This is a genomic window from [Clostridium] saccharolyticum WM1, assembly GCF_000144625.1.
Taxonomy (GTDB): Bacteria; Bacillota; Clostridia; order Lachnospirales; family Lachnospiraceae; genus Lacrimispora; species Lacrimispora saccharolytica.
Map to the genome: position 1 here is coordinate 750,897 of NC_014376.1, position 17,565 is coordinate 768,461.

The following is a 17,565-nucleotide window of genomic DNA, read 5'->3' on the forward strand; positions in this document are numbered from 1 at the left end:
GAAAAAGATACCGGAAAGATGATTGATTTCTTCCCGGTATCTTTTTTACTCTGTTTCTGTCGGATATCCCCCATGGCCCATATTTTTCTGGGCGGTGGAAAGCATCAGCTTGATACGGTTCAGCTGATTTACCTCGCTTGCGCCGGGGTCATAGTCTACGGCGATTATATTGGAGTCAGGATAAGTTTTCCTCAGCTCTTTGATAACTCCTTTTCCAACGATGTGGTTGGGGAGGCAGCCAAAGGGCTGGGTGCACACAATGTTATTGGTGCCGCTGTGGATCAGTTCCAGCATCTCGCCTGTTAAAAACCAGCCTTCACCGGTCTGGTTCCCAATGGATACAAATTCCTTTGCCATGTCGGCCAGATTTCCTATATGGGCCGGGGCAGTAAAATGTTTGCTCTTTATCAGCTCCTGCTTAGCGGTTCGGCGGAAAAATTCCAGCAGGGAAATCCCCATATTGGACAGGGTTGCGGTGGTTTTCCTGCCTCCAAGATTTGCTGCTTTAAAGTTATTGTTGTAGAAGCAGTACAGTAGGAAGTCCATTAAGTCCGGCATGACTGCTTCGGCACCTTCTGATTCCAACAGCTCCACAATATGATTGTTGGCCAGGGGAGAAAACTTCACAAGGATCTCTCCCACGATTCCCACCTTGGGCTTTTGACCGGGAGTTCTTGGAAGATTGTCAAAATCCCTGATAATTCCTTTTAAGTTGCGGGAGAAGGTGATCATGTCCGGGGATTTCCTGGACAGGGATTCAATACACCGCTCTTTCCATTTCTCATGAAGGGAATTGGCAGAGCCGGGCACCTTCTCATAAGGGCGGGTCGCATATAAAACCCGCATAAAGACGTCGCCGTACACTACCGCCTGCATGGCCTTTGTCAGCATGGGCAAAGTGATGTTAAATCCTGGGTTTGTCTCCATGTTGTTTGCATTGACGGAGATGACCGGAATATGGCCCATGCCGGCCTTTTCCAGGGCACGCCTGATAAAGCCGATGTAATTGGACGCCCGGCAGCCGCCTCCCGTCTGGCTCATAAATACTGCTGTACGGTCTAAATCATATTTCCCGGATAAGAGTGCATCCATGATCTGCCCTACCACGATGAGGGAGGGGTAACAGGCATCGTTATTTACATATTTTAACCCCGTATCAATGGCGGACCGGTTGTGGTTCTGAAGGACCTCCACCCGATAGCCAAAGGACCGGATGGCTGGTTCAATTAAGTCAAAATGAATGGGTGACATCTGGGGGCACAGGATGGTGTAATCCTTTTTCATCTCTTTGGTAAACATGATCCTGTGGTAAGCGCTGGAAACCACCTTCTGCTGGTAATGGCGCTTATCCCGTACCCGAAGTGCCGCGATCAGGGAGCGGATCCGGATCCTGGCGGCTCCCAGGTTATTTACCTCATCGATCTTTAACACCGTATAGATCTTGCCTGAGCCGGTTAAGATGTCATTAACCTGGTCTGTGGTAACGGCATCCAGTCCGCACCCAAAGGAGTTAAGCTGGATTAAATTCAGACGGTTTTCCTTTTTTACGAGGGCGGCGGCCCGATAAAGTCTGGTGTGGTACATCCACTGGTCTGTAACCACCAGAGGGCGTTCAATTTCCGCCAGGTGGGATACGGAATCTTCCGTAAGCACTGCAAATCCATACGAAGTAATAAGCTCCGGCAGCCCATGGTTAATTTCCGGATCAACATGATAGGGACGTCCGGCCAGTACGATTCCTTGGCGGTCGTTGTCCTCCAGCCATTTTAAGGTTTCCTCTCCCTTTTTTTCCATATCGGCTCTGGAAGCCATAAGCTCCTCCCAGCCTTTTTTTGCGGCGGCGGCAACCTCAGCGGCAGGAATCCGGAAATCGGCTGCAAATATTTCCGTCAGGCGTCCGGTGAGTATTTCTACATTGGTAAAAGCCATAAACGGATTTAAGAAACGGATATTTTCCGATTTAAGACCTTCCACGTTGTTCTTGATGTTCTCTGCATAGGAGGTGACGATAGGGCAGTTGAAATGGTTTCCTGCATCAGGAGTTTCATTCCGTTCATAAGGAATACAGGGATAAAAAATAGTTTTGATTCCCTGCCTGATCAGCCATTCAATGTGGCCGTGGGCAATCTTTGCCGGGTAGCATTCCGATTCGCTTGGTATGGATTCAATGCCCAGTTCATAGATCTTTCTGGTGGACTGGGGAGACAGCACGGTACGGAATTTCAGTTCTTTAAAGAAAACGGCCCAGAAGGGGTAGTTTTCATACATGTTTAAAACTCTGGGTATGCCGATGGTGCCCCGTTCCGCAAGATCCGGGCTTAAAGGCTCGTAATCGAACATGCGGCGGTTTTTATAATCAAAGAGGTTTGGCACCTCCCGTTTTGCTTTTTCCTTACCAAGTCCCCGTTCGCAGCGGTTTCCCGTAATAAACTGGCGGCCTCCGTCAAAACGGTTGACCGTCAGAACACAGTTGTTGGTACAGCCTTTGCATCGGGCCATGGAGGTCTCATAATGCAGTCCCAGAATCTTATCCAGGCTCAGCATGGTGGTTGTTTTAGATTCCTCATACCGTTCTCTTGCAATGAGAGCAGCGCCAAAGGCTCCCATAATGCCTGCAATATCCGGCCGGATGGCCTCGCAGCCAGCGATTTTTTCGAAGCTCCTTAAAACGGCATTGTTGTAAAAGGTACCGCCCTGTACCACCACATGGCTGCCAAGATCAGATGCATTGGTGATTTTAATTACCTTAAACAGGGCGTTTTTAATGACCGAATAAGCCAGTCCTGCGGAAATATCGGATACCTCGGCCCCTTCCTTCTGGGCCTGTTTCACGTTGGAATTCATGAATACCGTGCATCTGGTACCTAAGTCCGTGGGGTTTTTGGCAAATAAGGCCTCCTGTGCAAAATTCTCTACCTGATAGTTTAAGGAATTGGCAAAGGTTTCGATAAAGGAACCGCAGCCGGAGGAGCAGGCCTCATTTAACTGGACGCTGTCCACGGTGCCATTTTTAATGCGGATACACTTCATGTCCTGTCCGCCGATGTCCAGGATGCAGTCTACCTTTGGTTCAAAAAAGGCTGCCGCATAGTAATGGGAGATGGTCTCCACCTCTCCCTCATCAAGGAGAAAGGCGGATTTTAAAAGAGCTTCTCCATAACCGGTGGAACAGGACCATACGATCTGGCTGTCCTCTGGCATCTGCTCCCGGATTTCCCTCATAGCCCGGATCGCCGTTGCAAGAGGGCTTCCGTTGTTGCTGCTGTAAAATTTATATAACAAGGTTCCGTCTTCGCTTACAAGGGCTACCTTTGTGGTTGTGGAGCCTGCGTCGATCCCCAAAAAACACTTTCCGTGGTAGGAAGACAACTCGCCCTTTTTCACGCAGTGGCTGTTGTGCCGGTTTATGAAGGTATCAAAATCAGCCTGGTCCGTAAACAGCGGATCCATGCGCTTTACTTCAAATTCCATTCGGATGCCGGAGGATAAACGGTTGATTAAATCCTCCAGGGATACGATTCCGCCCTGGACCTCCTTTGCATTCATGGCAGCACCGGTGGCTGCAAATAAGTGGGAGTGCTCCGGAGCGATGATCTCATCCCCGGACAAGTGAAGGGTGCGGACAAAGGCTTTCTGAAGCTCCGGAAGAAAGTGAAGAGGGCCTCCCAGGAAGGCCACATGGCCTCTGATAGGCTTTCCGCACGCCAGACCGCTGATGGTCTGGTTCACAACCGCCTGAAAAATGGAGGCCGCAAGATCTTCCCTGGTAGCCCCTTCATTAATGAGCGGCTGGATGTCTGTCTTTGCAAAGACTCCGCAGCGGGCGGCGATGGGATATATGGCCTTGTAATTGGCCGCATATTCATTTAAGCCGGAGGCGTCGGTCTGTAAAAGAGCGGCCATCTGGTCGATAAAGGATCCGGTGCCTCCGGCACATATTCCGTTCATCCTCTGGTCAATGCCGCCGGTAAAGTAAATAATTTTTGCATCTTCGCCCCCAAGTTCGATTGCCACATCAGTCTGCGGGGCATAATCCTTAAGGGAGGTGGCAACAGATACCACCTCCTGGACGAAGGGAACCTTTAAATGTCTGGAAAGAGTTAAGCCGCCGGACCCAGTGATGGCCGGACATAAGTCCATGGGGCCCAGCTTATCATAGGCCTTTTTTAAAAGCCCTGCCAATGTTTCCTGTATGTTTGCATAATGCCGCTCGTAATCAGCGAATAAGATTTCATGGTGTTCATTTAATATTGCAATTTTAACGGTAGTGGAACCGATATCGATTCCTAATGTTTGGTATGTAATCATATGCGCGGGGGTTACCCCTGCCTCCTTTTATGTAAAAGTAAGTTTCTGGCTCACCGAACATCAGTTTAACATAAAATAAGAAATAATACAATTGCAATAACGTGCTAAATAAATGTTAAAACTAGTAAAAATTGTTTAAGTTCACGAAAAGGAGTTTCATTTCGTTTGACAAATAAGGTTTGGGAAATTATAATGTATAAGTCAAAGTCTGCCAATGTTTCCAATAAGATTTTTCAGTGAAAGAGAGAAAAGCTATGATTCGGATTTATAAAACAGAAGACGGCCTGATTCAGCAAAAGGATGAGCTTTCTCCGGGTTCCTGGATTGCCCTTACAGACCCTACTGCCACGGAGATCCTGGAAATTGCCAATACCTGTAAAATCGACCCTGATGATTTAAGGGCACCCCTTGATGAGGAAGAACGTTCCCGTATACAGACAGAGGATCATTACACCCTCATCCTGGTAGACGTTCCCTCCATTGAAGAGCGTGGCGGCAAGGACTGGTATGTGACCATACCAATGGGCATCATAACCACGGATGAAGCCATCATTACGGTCTGTCTGGAAGATACCACGGTACTTAACGCATTTATGGACGGCAGGGTGAGGGATTTTCATACCTACATGAAGACCCGGTTTATTCTGCAGATCCTGTATAAGAATGCATCTTTGTACCTGCAATATCTGAGGATCATTGATAAAAAAAGCGGGGTGATTGAGGAGAAGCTTCACAAATCCACCAAGAACCGGGAGCTCATTGAGCTTTTGGAGCTGGAAAAAAGCCTTGTTTACTTTACCACCTCCCTGCGTTCGAATGAAATGGTACTTGAAAAGCTCATGAGAAATGAGAAAATCAAAAAATATCCGGAGGATACGGAGCTTTTGGAAGACGTTATCGTCGAGAACAAGCAGGCCATTGAAATGGCTAATATTTACAGCGGAATTTTAAGCGGGACAATGGATGCGTTTGCTTCCGTTATATCAAACAACTTAAATATTGTCATGAAGTTTCTGGCAACCATTACCATTGTTATGTCCATACCAACCATGGTGGCGAGCTTTTATGGTATGAACGTTAATTCCAGGGGTATTCCCTTTGCGGACAGTCCCTATGGCTTTGCCATTGTTTTAGGTCTCACCCTGGCCCTGACGCTGATCGTAGCGTGGATTTTTTCCAAAAAGGATCTGTTCTAGCCTGTATAGAAAATAAGAAACCCCCTTTGGGATCCCCTGCGGGGATACACCTTTATGCCAGTAAAGCGTGGCAGAAAAGAGGAAAGCATGAAGTTTTTTAATAATCTTGAACGCAGATTCAGAAAGTATGCGATTCCGAATCTGATGTACTATATCATCGGCATGTACGGTGTGGGACTGTTGATGGAGATGATGGCACCTGGATTTTACTGGCAATACCTGTCTCTTGATGCCGGAAAGATTCTGGGCGGCCAGGTGTGGAGGATCGCAACCTTTATGATCTACCCGCCGGGCGGCGGTCTTTTCTTGAGCCTGATCAGCATGTATTTATACTACATGCTGGGCGTGAACTTAGAGAGAATCTGGGGTGCGTTCCGTTTTAACGTTTATTTCTTTATGGGAGTCATCGGCCATGTGGCTGCGGCCCTGATTGTCTATATTTTTATGGGAAAAACGGTGTATCTGACAACGGAATTCCTCAATTATTCCCTGTTCTTTGCTTTTGCAGCCACTTTCCCGGATTTGGAATTCCTATTGTTTTTCGTAATTCCCATTAAAGCCAAATGGCTGGCCATTTTTAACGGAATCTATTTCCTGTATGGCTTCATTACCGGCAACATTGCTACCAGAGTCACCATATTTATGTCCTTGCTGAACTTTATCCTCTTTTTCCTTTTGACTCGGAATTTAAGCCGGTTTAATCCGAAAGAGATCAAAAGGAAGCAGAATTTTCATAAGCAGATGAAGATAAAGCCACAGGGCTGGACCCATCACCGGTGCGCCGTATGCGGCCGGACCGAAAAGGACTCTCCAAACCTGGAATTCCGTTATTGTTCAAAATGCGAAGGCAGCTTTGAATACTGTTCTGAGCATTTGTATACACATAAACATGTAACACCGTCCAACCCCACAACCGGTGATACGACCAACTAGCTACGGAGGATAATGATGAAGAGAACCAAAATTATTTGCACCATGGGACCGAATACCAATGATCGCGCACTGATGAAGGCACTTGCCCAGAATGGGATGGATGTGGCCAGATTCAACTTCTCACATGGTGATTATGAAGAGCAGAAAATGCGTCTCGGCTTACTAAAGAGCATCCGCGAGGAACTGGATCTTCCCATTGCCGCACTTCTTGATACAAAAGGACCTGAGATCCGTACCGGACTTTTAAAGGATGGGAAAAAGGTGAACCTGAAGGAAGGAGAGACATATATCCTGACAACAGAGGAGATCGTAGGAGATGCAAAAAAGGGCCACATCAACTATGACGGACTGAATGAGGATGTTGCTTCAGGAAACCGCATTCTTATTGATGATGGCCTGATCGAACTGGAAGTCCTTGAGGTTAAGGGGAAGGAAATTGTATGTAAGATCATCAATGGCGGTGAGCTGGGGGAAAGAAAAGGCGTCAACGTGCCAAATGTCAAGGTAAAGCTTCCTGCGCTTACCGATAAGGATAAAATGGATATAAAGTTCGGCATTGAGCAGGGCTTTGATTTCATTGCGGCTTCCTTTGTACGGACAGCAGATGCAATTTACGAAATAAAGAATATATTGGAGGAGCATGGTTCCAATATATCCGTTATTGCCAAGATCGAGAATGCGGAGGGCATTGAAAATCTAGATGACATCATTGAAGCCAGCGATGGAATCATGGTTGCCCGGGGCGATATGGGAGTTGAGATTCCGGCCCAGGAGGTACCGTTTATCCAGAAGCGGATTATAGAGAAATGCAACGAGGCCTGTAAGCCTGTTATAATCGCAACCCAGATGCTGGATTCCATGATCCGCAATCCCCGTCCTACCAGAGCCGAGGTAACGGACGTGGCAAACGCTGTTTATGACGGGACGGATGCAGTCATGCTTTCCGGTGAGACCGCTATGGGCAAATATCCGGTTGAGGCTCTTTCCATGATGGCCTCGATTGTGGAGGAAACAGAAAAGCATCTGGATTACAGTGCATACAGAGAGCGCAAGGTTTCTGCCGTCAATAGCCACAATGTATCCAATGCAGTATGCTATTCTTCCGTTTCCACGGCTCATGATCTGGGAGCCAGAGTGATCGTGGCTCCAAGCATCACCGGCTTTACTACCCGGCTGTTGTCCAAATGGAGACCGGAAAGCCTGATCATCGGCTTGTCCCCAAGCTCCTCCGCCCTCCGTCAGATGCAGTTATACTGGGGCGTAAAGCCGTTCCATGCGAAGCGTGCGGAATCCACCGACGTTTTGATTTATTCTTCCATGGAATTATTAAAGGCAAAAGGCATTGTAAAAGAAAATGAAATGGTAGTGGTGACTGCTGGGGTGGTAAGTCCTGTGAGAAAGAACGAACCTGCGGCTCATACCAATATCATGCGGGTGGTGACCGTAGATTAACGGATTTCCACGAAAGCAATGAGCATTGCAAAACGGGGCAGCAAAAAATTTATGCCGTACCCCAACGTCAGATCAACCGCTGAGGCCCCGTTTCATAGGGCGGCAGTCCGTGAGCAGGTACCTCCGGGTTTTGCAAGGCGCACTGGAATTTTTACCCTTCCATGAATATTTATACAAAAAAGTGTAGACAAAGGAGTCTATCCCCGGTACAATGAAGCTTACCAGCAGATGTGCCGGAGACAGGCTCTTTTTGATCCTTTGGATATCGTCCCCCCCACCGCGCGGCCCCCCCGCGCGAGTCTGCAAAACAGACTTTTTATTCCTATGATGGTAAGCTACGAGAGGAGAGAAACGCTATGGAAAAGAGACCATTTGTTACGAAAGAAAGGTTAGAAGAGATCGTGAAAGAGTATCCCACACCCTTTCATTTATACGATGAAAAGGGGATCAGGGAAAATGCCCGGAAGCTGAAAGATGCGTTTTCCTGGAATAAAGGCTACCGGGAGTATTTTGCGGTAAAGGCTACGCCTAATCCGTTTATTCTGAATATTTTAAAAGATTATGGGTGCGGTGCGGACTGTTCATCCATGACAGAGCTTATGATGTCTGACAGCCTTGGATTTTCCGGTTCTGATATTATGTTCTCTTCCAACAACACGCCTGCTGAAGAATTCCAGTATGCGGATAAAATTGGAGGGATTATCAACCTGGATGACATCACCCACATTGAATATCTTAAAAAGGCCATCGGACATATTCCCGAGACCATCAGCTGCCGCTATAATCCGGGCGGCATATTTAAAATCAGCAACGACATCATGGATAATCCGGGAGATTCCAAATACGGGATGACCACGGAACAGATGTTTGAAGCATTCCGCATATTAAAAAGCAATGGAGCCAAACATTTTGGAATCCATGCTTTCCTTGCCAGCAACACGGTGACAAATGAATATTATCCCCTTCTTGCAAAGGTGCTTTTTGAACTGGCGGTGAAGCTGAAAAAAGAAACAGGGGCTCACATCTCCTTTATTAACCTGTCGGGCGGGATCGGGATCCCCTACCGTCCTGGACAGGAGCCAAACGACATTAAGGCCATTGGAGAAGGAGTCAGGGAGGTTTATGAAGAAATCCTGGTGCCGGAAGGGATGGGGGATGTGGCCATCTATACGGAGCTTGGACGCTTCATGCTGGGGCCTTACGGAGGGCTGGTCACAAGAGCCATTCATGAAAAGCACACCCACAAGGAATACGTCGGCGTGGATGCCTGCGCTGTGAACCTGATGAGACCGGCCATGTATGGGGCTTACCATCATATCACGGTCATGGGAAAAGAGGGAGAGGTATGCAGCCATAAGTACGATGTGGTCGGATCTCTTTGTGAAAACAATGACAAGTTTGCCATAGACAGAATGCTGCCGGAGATATCCAGAGGAGATCTGCTTTTCATTCACGATACTGGCGCTCACGGCTATGCTATGGGGTATAATTATAATGGGAAATTAAAATCAGCAGAACTACTCTTAAAGGAGGACGGGTCTGTCCAGATGATCCGCAGGGCTGAAACTCCAAGGGATTATTTTGCCACCTTTGATTTCTGTGATGTGTTAAAGGATATAAAATATTAAATTTTTTGAAAATATAAAAAACAGAGAGAGGGTTTCCGAAACCGGAGATGCCTCTCTTGATTTTTGTGCCGGCAACGGGCCGGAGGAGTATGCCTGTTTCTTTTTCCATGGCATATCATCCGGAAAGACGTTCCAGCGTATTTTTTCTGTCCTAACAGAAAAATCCCTGTGCCACATGACACAGGGGGGATTTTTCTTAGGATTTTCGGATTTCAAAAAGGGTGAAAGGATAATTGATACATTGTGCATTTCTTATGTTAATAGTATAGCACACCGACCCTGGAAAAGTTTGTATATTGTTTGAATAGATTATGAAGATTTTCTTAATATCATATCAGCCGTAAAATTCTAAAAGAGAAAGGAGCGTGCCAGCCTGGTGAGTACTTTTTCACATCTTAGGATATCTTCACAGGGGACAAATTCATCCGGCTTATGAGCCAGTTCCAGATCACCTGGCCCGTAGGACATGCAGTTATGGTTGTGAAGCTTTCCTGCTATTACGGCGGTGTCCGTATAGCCTGGAAAAAAGGTGACAGGAACCGGTTCTCCTGTGACTTCCTCTGCGGCAGCCTTCAGGGCTTTCAGCAAAGGGGAGGCTTCATCCTTTTCAATGTAGGGCCTGTCGCCTGTGATGGCGTAGGAAGCTGTGATCCCGGGGACAGCCTGGGCGGCGTCCCTGATGGCCTGCTCCACAATGGAAACAGCAGAAGCCGTGTCTGTAGGCGGAACCAGACGCATGTCGATCCAGACCTTGCAGCGGTCAGGAACCACATAAGGGCGGTATCCTCCCTCAATCTGGCCGAAGGTGACGGTGGAGGCGCCAAGGTCTTGGTGGGAGGGGCATTCTCCGACTTTTCTGCGTATGGAAGAAATGATCTCAGCCATGGCGGCTATGGCATCGGCCCCCTTCCAGGGGGTACTTGCATGGGCAGTCACTCCGGTGACCTCGATCTCAAACCAGGTACGGCCTTTATGAGCCACCTGAATCTGCCCATTGGTAGGTTCCGTATCCAGGACAAAGCTTTTTTCTGATACCCAGCCTTCCTTTATTGCATCCTCCACCCCCCGCATGAAATCTTCTTCATCCACGGTTCCAATGAAAACAAAGGAATGTTTCGGAATTTTGCCGGATGCGGCTTCTTTTGCCATGGCGGAAAATACGGAAAGGGCACAGGCCAGTCCTGATTTCATGTCACAGGCCCCCCGCCCGTATATCTTCCCCTGAATGACCTCCGCACCAAAAGGGTCTGTTGTCCAGCCTTCCCCTATGGTCACCGTATCCATATGGCAGATATAAACAAGGGCAGGGTCGTCGATTTCTCCCTGTATTTTTGCCATGATATTATACCGGCCGGGCAGGACCTCTTTTTTGAGGATGGGAACGGACAGGGAAGTGAGCCAGTTAAAAATATAATCACCGATATTTTTTTCGTATGCACCCGGATCCGTACTATCGATGCGGATCAGGGCCTGTGCCAGAAAAGTGGCATCGGATTGATGATTTTCCATGGAAATGATCTCCTTACTTATTATGTTACTTCCATTATAGGAACAGATTTGCAGAAAGTAAATGGGATTCGGTAAAAATCTTCTTTTGCATTTTCAGGAGGAAAAGAAACCACAGGGGCTGAACCGGAATATCCTAATAAAAAAGGAATCAGGTAATGGACTGTGAATCATGTAAGAGAAGCAATACACTGTGAGGCGGCCCATGGCATGGGTTATACAGGACGTGGAATTGGAGTAGCGGTTCTTGATACGGGGATTTATCTTCACGAGGACTTTGAACATAGAGTGGCAGCTTTTGTAGATATTGTGCAGCGCAGGAGAGATACCTATGACGATAACGGTCATGGGACCCATATTTCAGGAATTATCGGAGGGAGCGGCAGAGCTTCCCGGGGAATGTATATGGGTGTTGCGCCGGAATGCCATATTATTATGCTGAAGGTTTTGGATAAAAAAGGCAATGGCTATGCATCTGATGTGCTGGCCGGGCTTAAATGGATCCGTGACAACAGAGAACGGTATGGAATCAGAATCGTAAATATCTCTGTCGGTTCCTTTTCGAAAAAAGGGATGACAGAGAATTCTGTTCTTGTGCGTGGGGTAAATGCCGCCTGGGATGACGGGCTGGTGGTTTGTGTGGCAGCTGGAAACATGGGACCGGGCATGAACACCATCACCACTCCGGGAATCAGCCGGAAGGTGATCACCGTGGGGTGCTCCGATGATTATAAAGAGGTTAATGTCATGGGAAACCGGATGATTGATTATTCCGGAAGAGGCCCCACCGGTGCCTGTATCTGCAAGCCGGAAATCATTGCGCCGGGCGCAGGGATCATGAGCTGTGCCAATGAAGCAGGACAGTATCTTGCCAAAAGCGGTACTTCCATGTCAACGCCTCTGGTGTCAGGGGCCATTGCCCTTCTTCTTCAGAAATATCCCTATATGAGCAACCGTGATGTAAAGCTGATGCTGAGGGACCGGGCAGTGGATATCGGGCTTCCCATGAACCAGCAGGGCTGGGGGATGCTTGATGTGGAGAAACTGCTTTTGTAACCCCCATAGGATCCTCTTTTGGGCCGCTTCCAGGCAATGCCGGGCGGCCCGATTTGAAAAAAGAACCCCAATATATTTCCAGGGAAGGGTTGCAGATACCGCCTTCCTATGTTATAGTAAATCCGGAAGGCAGTCCGCCTTTCTTTCCTTTCCGGCATTTCGCCGTATTTTCCCACACCATAAGTTCATTATTTTCAGCCGGACAGGCCGGGAGAGTGATGCGTATTGAGCTTAGAAGTATAAATTTTTGGTTGACATTTACCGGGAAGTATACTATGATTATAAACAGAAAAAGAACATTTGTTCGCATTGGAGGATAATATGAATAAAGATGATAAGCTAAAGGCGCTTGATGCCGCCCTTACTCAGATAGAAAAGGCATACGGGAAAGGCTCTGTCATGAAGCTGGGAGATTCAGGCACAAATATGAACGTGGAGACGGTACCTACAGGGGCCTTGAGTCTTGATATCGCCCTTGGCCTGGGAGGAATCCCCAAGGGAAGGGTTGTGGAGATTTACGGACCGGAATCCAGCGGTAAGACGACCGTTGCCCTGCATATGATCGCAGAGGTTCAGAAGAGAGGCGGCATCGCTGGCTTTATTGATGCGGAGCATGCCCTTGACCCTGTTTATGCCAAGAGCATTGGAGTGGATATTGACAACCTGTACATTTCCCAGCCGGATAATGGGGAACAGGCATTGGAAATTACGGAAACCATGGTTCGTTCCGGGGCAGTGGATATCGTGATTGTGGACTCGGTGGCGGCCCTTGTGCCAAAGGCTGAGATCGAGGGGGATATGGGGGATTCCCATGTGGGGCTTCAGGCCCGTCTTATGTCCCAGGCTCTTAGAAAACTGACGGCCATCATCAGCAAGTCCAACTGTATTGTACTCTTTATTAACCAGCTTCGGGAGAAGGTGGGGGTGATGTTTGGAAGCCCTGAGACTACCACAGGTGGACGTGCCCTTAAGTTCTATGCATCTGTCCGTCTGGATATCCGTAAGATCGAGACGCTGAAGCAGGGCGGAGATATGGTAGGTAACCGAGTCCGGGTGAAGGTGGTGAAGAACAAGATCGCTCCTCCGTTTAAAGAGGCGGAATTTGATATTATGTTCGGCAAAGGCATTTCCAAGGAAGGAGATATCCTTGACCTGGCGGTAAAAGAGAATATCGTGGAAAAAAGCGGAGCCTGGTTTGCATATAATAACATTAAGATCGGCCAGGGGCGGGAAAATGCCAAGACCTATCTTCAGGATAATCCGGCCGCCTGCATGGAGATAGAGAATAAGGTCCGTGTAAAGTATGGGCTTCATGAGGAAGGCAGTGCAGCACCGGAAAGCGGCGGAGCAGCGGCGAAAGAAAGCAAGAGAATGAAAGCCGAAGAGAGCAAGCCTGAAGCACCCCAGCAGTAATCTGTTTGTGGGGTTGGCCGTCAGAGATACGAAGTCCGGAAATCAGATAAGATAAGGGGCATATATGACAGTTACTGAGATTGTGCCCTTCGATAAACGCAGGAGTAAAGTCATTCTGGAGGATGACTTTACTCTTGTCCTTTATCGTGGGGAAATTAGAAAATTTGGGATTGAAGAGGGAAAGCCGCTATCAGAGGATACCTACCAGGAAATCCTGCAGGAAGTTTTGTTTAAAAGAGCCAGAGAAAGGGTTCTCTTCCTTTTGAAGTCCTCGGACAAAACGGAACAGGAACTGAGGCGAAAGCTAAAGGATGGAGGATATCCAAAGGAAGCTGCTGATTACGCCATCAATTTTTTAAAGGAGCACCGCTTTCTGAATGACTTTGACTATGGGCAGAGGTATGTGGAATTCAATTCGGGACGGAAAAGTGAAAGGCAGATCCGGTATGAGCTGCAGAAAAAAGGTTTGGACAAAGAGGTGATCCAGGAAATCCTTAGTGAACAGCCGGTGGATGAGGAAGCTCAGATACGGGCTTATGTGAGAAAGAAGTGCTTAAAACCGGAAGAAATGGACGTTAAGGAACGCAGCAGGATGATGGCTGCTTTGGCAAGAAGGGGATTTTCATACGATTCCATAAGCAGTGTTTTAGGAGGCCTTTACAGCGATGACTGACAACGGGGAAAATGTGTATAAGTATACCGGAAACAGAGGCGAAATACTTGACATAATGTATAAAACAGTTTAAAATTGTAGTGTTGTATTGTTGTACAATGAAAATCTAATAAGGAGGTGCTCCTGTGTCAGTATCAGTATTCACGGCTGCATTGATTGCAATCGTCGCATCAGTAGTAGTTGCTTTTATTGCCTGGTCTGCTGCCATCACGTATCGTAAGAATACCTACGAAAGTAAAATTGGCACTGCAGAAGAAAAATCCCGGGAAATAATAGATGAAGCATTAAAGACCGCTGAGACAAAGAAGCGTGAAGCTCTCCTTGAGGCAAAAGAAGAGTCTTTAAAGACTAAGAATGAACTGGAGAAGGAAACCAGGGAAAGAAGAGCTGAGCTTCAACGTTATGAAAGAAGAGTATTAAACAAGGAAGAAAACTTGGACAAGAAGTCCGAGGCTATGGAAAAACGAGAAGCAGGTCTGACTGCTCGAGAGGACGCCCTGAATAAGAGAAATGCCGAAGTAGAATCTCTTTATGAGAAAGGCATTCAGGAACTGGAGAAGATTTCCGGACTTACCTCCGAACAGGCAAAAGAATATCTTTTAAAATCTGTTGAAGATGATGTAAAACATGACACTGCGAAATTAATTAAGGAACTTGACAACAAAGCAAAAGAAGAGGCGGAGAAAAAGGCAAAGGAATATGTGGTGACAGCCATTCAAAGATGTGCTGCGGACCATGTGGCAGAAACCACGGTTTCTGTTGTACAGCTTCCCAACGATGAGATGAAAGGCAGAATCATCGGAAGGGAGGGCCGTAACATCCGTACGTTAGAGACCCTTACGGGCGTGGAACTGATTATTGATGATACCCCGGAGGCAGTTGTTTTATCCGGATTTGATCCGGTTCGTAGAGAAGTAGCCAGAATCGCGTTGGAACGCCTTATTGTGGATGGCCGTATTCACCCGGCAAGAATCGAAGAAATGGTGGAAAAGGCACAAAAAGAGGTAGAAACCAATATGCGTGAAGAAGGAGAAGCCGCTGCCCTTGAAGTGGGCATACACGGGCTTCATCCGGAACTCATCAGATTGCTTGGCAAGCTGAGATACAGGACAAGCTATGGACAGAATGCCTTAAAGCATTCCATTGAGGTGGCCCAATTGTCAGGGCTGTTAGCTGGAGAGATCGGCCTTGATATCCGTATGGCCAAACGCGCCGGTTTACTACATGACATCGGAAAAGCCGTTGACCATGAGATGGAAGGTTCCCATATTCAGCTGGGTGTGGATTTGTGTAAAAAGTACAAGGAATCCGCAATCGTGCTGAACACGGTGGAGTCTCACCATGGCGATGTTGAACCACAGAGCCTCATCGCTTGCATTGTCCAGGCAGCGGACACTATTTCTGCAGCAAGACCTGGAGCAAGAAGAGAAACTCTGGAGACATATACAAACAGATTAAAACAGTTAGAAGATATTACCAATTCCTTTAAGGGAGTGGACAAGTCCTTTGCCATTCAGGCAGGACGCGAAGTTCGGATTATGGTAGTTCCGGAACAGATTAACGATGACGACATGGTGCTATTGGCCCGTGATATTTCCAAGAAAATAGAAGAGTCCCTGGAGTATCCGGGGCAAATCAAGGTCAACGTGATCCGGGAGTCCAGAGTTACAGATTACGCGAAGTAAAAGTTGAAAGAAAAACGCCTTTTAATCTTGGATTTAAAGTATTAACCGGATGTGCATGCATATCCGCTTGATGGACTAGGATACAAATAATGCCCTAAAACCGTATAATTATTCTCATGCGGCTTTAGGGCATATTTCATGTCAGGAGGAGGATGATAAGTGAATCGGAGGATAAAAGTACTGATTAGCTGCATATTGGTCAGCCAATTGTTTCTTATGACTGTTTATGCAAAGCCAGACTGGCCGTCTGATACGGGCATCCAGGCGGAAGCCGGAATAGTCATAGACGGAGATTCAGGAGCGGTCCTATTTGGACAGAACATCCATGCTCCTTATCCGCCGGCCAGCATCACGAAGATTTTGACTGCCCTTATTGTTTTGGAGAACGCAGACTTAAATGATATGGTGACTTTTTCAAAGGATTCAGTTTACAATGTGGAAGAGGGCAGTGGGAATAAATTAAATGTGGATACCGGAGATAAGCTTTCAGTAGAAGATTGTCTTTATTCCCTGATTCTCCATTCCTGCAACCAGGCAGCCAATGCCCTTGCAGAGCATGTGGCCGGAAGCAGGGAGGCGTTTGTCTCCATGATGAATGAAAAAATCAAGGAGCTAGGCTGCGTTGAAAGCCATTTTGACAATCCTTCGGGCCTTAACGGGGATACCCAGTATGTCACCGCTTATGATATGGCTCTCATTGCAAAGGCGGCTTACAGCAACAAAAAGCTTGTAGAGATCAGTTCTGCCATCAGCCGTAACATTCCGCCTACTGCCAATAACCCGGAGGGACTTACCATATATAACGAACATCGTCTGGTAAAGACAAAGGATACAAAGAGTGAGTTTTACTGCCCATCGGCAGTAGCCGGAAAGACAGGATATCTTATTAAAGCTGGCAATACACTTGTTACCTACGGGGAGCAGGATGGAAAAAGGCTTATTTCTGTTATTCTGAAAGGAAGTCCGAAGCAGTATTTTATTGACGGAAAAGCTCTTCTGGAATTCGGCTTCAGCCGCTTTGAGAATTTCCCTGTGACAGGGCCTGAAACCGGCTATTTATCAGGAGAAGAGCCGGTGGAAATCAACGGGACATCCTATAAGCCCTCTGATCTGGAATTAGAGCCAGATCAGGTCATCACCCTGCCGAAAGGGGCAGAGCTTTCCCAGGCGGATAAAACTCTGGTAACAGACCTTCCGGAAGGAAGCCCAAAGGGAGCGATTGCCCTGATTCAGTATACCTACAATGACAGAAAGGTAGGTCAGGCATATTTAATGGAAAAGAAGGGGACAGAGCCGGCAAGCCAGGAATCGGAACAGGCAACCGCAGAGACAAACCCTGAGGAGCCGAAAACCAGTTCAGGCATAGGCAAAGCTTCATCCGGAAGAAAGGGAGGCGGTATACTGGCTGCGGCAGGAATTATCGCAGTCCTTGCACTGGCAGGCGGCGGAACCGGACTTTTTATTTATAAGAAAAAGAAAGAAGCCAGGGAAGTCGCCCTTCGGAGAGAAGAGAGAAGGCGGCGCTTAAAAGCGGAAGGTTCAGAAGAAGATTTTGAACGGATTTTAAAACAGCGCCGGAATATAAAACGGAGAAAATAGGAAAGAAGAGAATGAAAAAGGACCAGCCGGGGTAGCTGGTCCTTTTTCGGAGAAGGTATTTCGTTTCTTATGGGGTGTAGCAAAAACTATATAATGTATTGGGGGGGGTTACATGT

At 47.3% G+C, this 17,565-nt stretch carries 11 protein-coding genes; 9 read left to right on the forward strand and 2 right to left on the reverse strand.

What is annotated here, in order from left to right; genetic code table 11:
* Positions 1-45 precede the first annotated feature (45 nt).
* Positions 46-4,308 (reverse strand): 2-hydroxyacyl-CoA dehydratase, encoded by a 4,263-nt coding sequence (locus tag CLOSA_RS03495; protein ID WP_013271390.1) that lies wholly within the window; start codon positions 4,306-4,308, stop codon positions 46-48.
* Positions 4,309-4,562: 254 nt separating this feature from the next.
* On the opposite strand from CLOSA_RS03495, the gene CLOSA_RS03500 reads away from it, so the two are divergent.
* The 4 genes from CLOSA_RS03500 (at position 4,563) to CLOSA_RS03515 (ending at position 9,517) form a co-directional block, all read left to right on the forward strand.
* A complete protein-coding gene (locus CLOSA_RS03500; RefSeq protein WP_013271391.1) occupies positions 4,563-5,504 on the forward strand; it encodes a magnesium transporter CorA family protein in 942 nt (313 codons plus the stop codon).
* A gap of 87 nt (positions 5,505-5,591) precedes the next feature.
* On the forward strand, positions 5,592-6,437 hold the full coding sequence (locus CLOSA_RS03505) for a rhomboid family protein (protein WP_013271392.1): 846 nt from the start codon (positions 5,592-5,594) through the stop codon (positions 6,435-6,437).
* A 15-nt stretch (positions 6,438-6,452) separates the two neighbouring features.
* The gene (pyk, locus tag CLOSA_RS03510; RefSeq protein ID WP_013271393.1) at positions 6,453-7,889 is read left to right on the forward strand and encodes a pyruvate kinase; all 1,437 of its coding nucleotides are present in this window, start codon (positions 6,453-6,455) and stop codon (positions 7,887-7,889) included.
* A 356-nt stretch (positions 7,890-8,245) separates the two neighbouring features.
* A complete protein-coding gene (locus CLOSA_RS03515; protein ID WP_013271394.1) occupies positions 8,246-9,517 on the forward strand; it encodes a diaminopimelate decarboxylase in 1,272 nt (423 codons plus the stop codon).
* 348 nt (positions 9,518-9,865) lie between these two features.
* Here CLOSA_RS03515 and CLOSA_RS03520 read toward each other — a convergent pair whose 3' ends face one another.
* Complete coding sequence (locus tag CLOSA_RS03520; protein WP_013271395.1) at positions 9,866-11,026, reverse strand: M20 family metallopeptidase; 1,161 nt, start codon at positions 11,024-11,026, stop codon at positions 9,866-9,868.
* 162 nt (positions 11,027-11,188) lie between these two features.
* On the opposite strand from CLOSA_RS03520, the gene CLOSA_RS03525 reads away from it, so the two are divergent.
* From CLOSA_RS03525 to CLOSA_RS03550, 5 genes are all read left to right on the forward strand, one after another.
* Positions 11,189-12,079, forward strand: coding sequence for a S8 family peptidase (locus tag CLOSA_RS03525; protein WP_041708437.1), 891 nt, complete (start codon positions 11,189-11,191; stop codon positions 12,077-12,079).
* Between the two features lie 321 nt (positions 12,080-12,400).
* The gene (recA, locus tag CLOSA_RS03535; protein WP_013271397.1) at positions 12,401-13,492 is read left to right on the forward strand and encodes a recombinase RecA; all 1,092 of its coding nucleotides are present in this window, start codon (positions 12,401-12,403) and stop codon (positions 13,490-13,492) included.
* Between the two features lie 64 nt (positions 13,493-13,556).
* Positions 13,557-14,165, forward strand: a complete 609-nt coding sequence (locus tag CLOSA_RS03540) for a regulatory protein RecX (RefSeq protein ID WP_013271398.1) — start codon at positions 13,557-13,559, stop codon at positions 14,163-14,165.
* Positions 14,166-14,290: 125 nt separating this feature from the next.
* Positions 14,291-15,850 carry a ribonuclease Y gene (rny, locus tag CLOSA_RS03545; RefSeq protein ID WP_013271399.1) on the forward strand — a complete coding sequence of 520 codons (1,560 nt, stop codon included), beginning with the start codon at positions 14,291-14,293 and terminating at the stop codon, positions 15,848-15,850.
* Between the two features lie 159 nt (positions 15,851-16,009).
* Positions 16,010-17,449: a D-alanyl-D-alanine carboxypeptidase family protein gene (locus CLOSA_RS03550; RefSeq protein WP_013271400.1), complete on the forward strand. Its 1,440-nt coding sequence runs from the start codon at positions 16,010-16,012 to the stop codon at positions 17,447-17,449.
* Positions 17,450-17,565: the final 116 nt, after the last annotated feature.

Bases quoted from the DNA above. Each gene is read 5' to 3' on its own strand.
- CLOSA_RS03495 (WP_013271390.1), bottom strand. From the start codon at position 4,308: ATGATTACATACCAAACATTAGGAATCGATATCGGTTCCACTACCGTT.
- CLOSA_RS03500 (WP_013271391.1), top strand. From the start codon at position 4,563: ATGATTCGGATTTATAAAACAGAAGACGGCCTGATTCAGCAAAAGGAT.
- CLOSA_RS03505 (WP_013271392.1), top strand. From the start codon at position 5,592: ATGAAGTTTTTTAATAATCTTGAACGCAGATTCAGAAAGTATGCGATT.
- pyk (WP_013271393.1), top strand. From the start codon at position 6,453: ATGAAGAGAACCAAAATTATTTGCACCATGGGACCGAATACCAATGAT.
- CLOSA_RS03515 (WP_013271394.1), top strand. From the start codon at position 8,246: ATGGAAAAGAGACCATTTGTTACGAAAGAAAGGTTAGAAGAGATCGTG.
- CLOSA_RS03520 (WP_013271395.1), bottom strand. From the start codon at position 11,026: ATGGAAAATCATCAATCCGATGCCACTTTTCTGGCACAGGCCCTGATC.
- recA (WP_013271397.1), top strand. From the start codon at position 12,401: ATGAATAAAGATGATAAGCTAAAGGCGCTTGATGCCGCCCTTACTCAG.
- CLOSA_RS03540 (WP_013271398.1), top strand. From the start codon at position 13,557: ATGACAGTTACTGAGATTGTGCCCTTCGATAAACGCAGGAGTAAAGTC.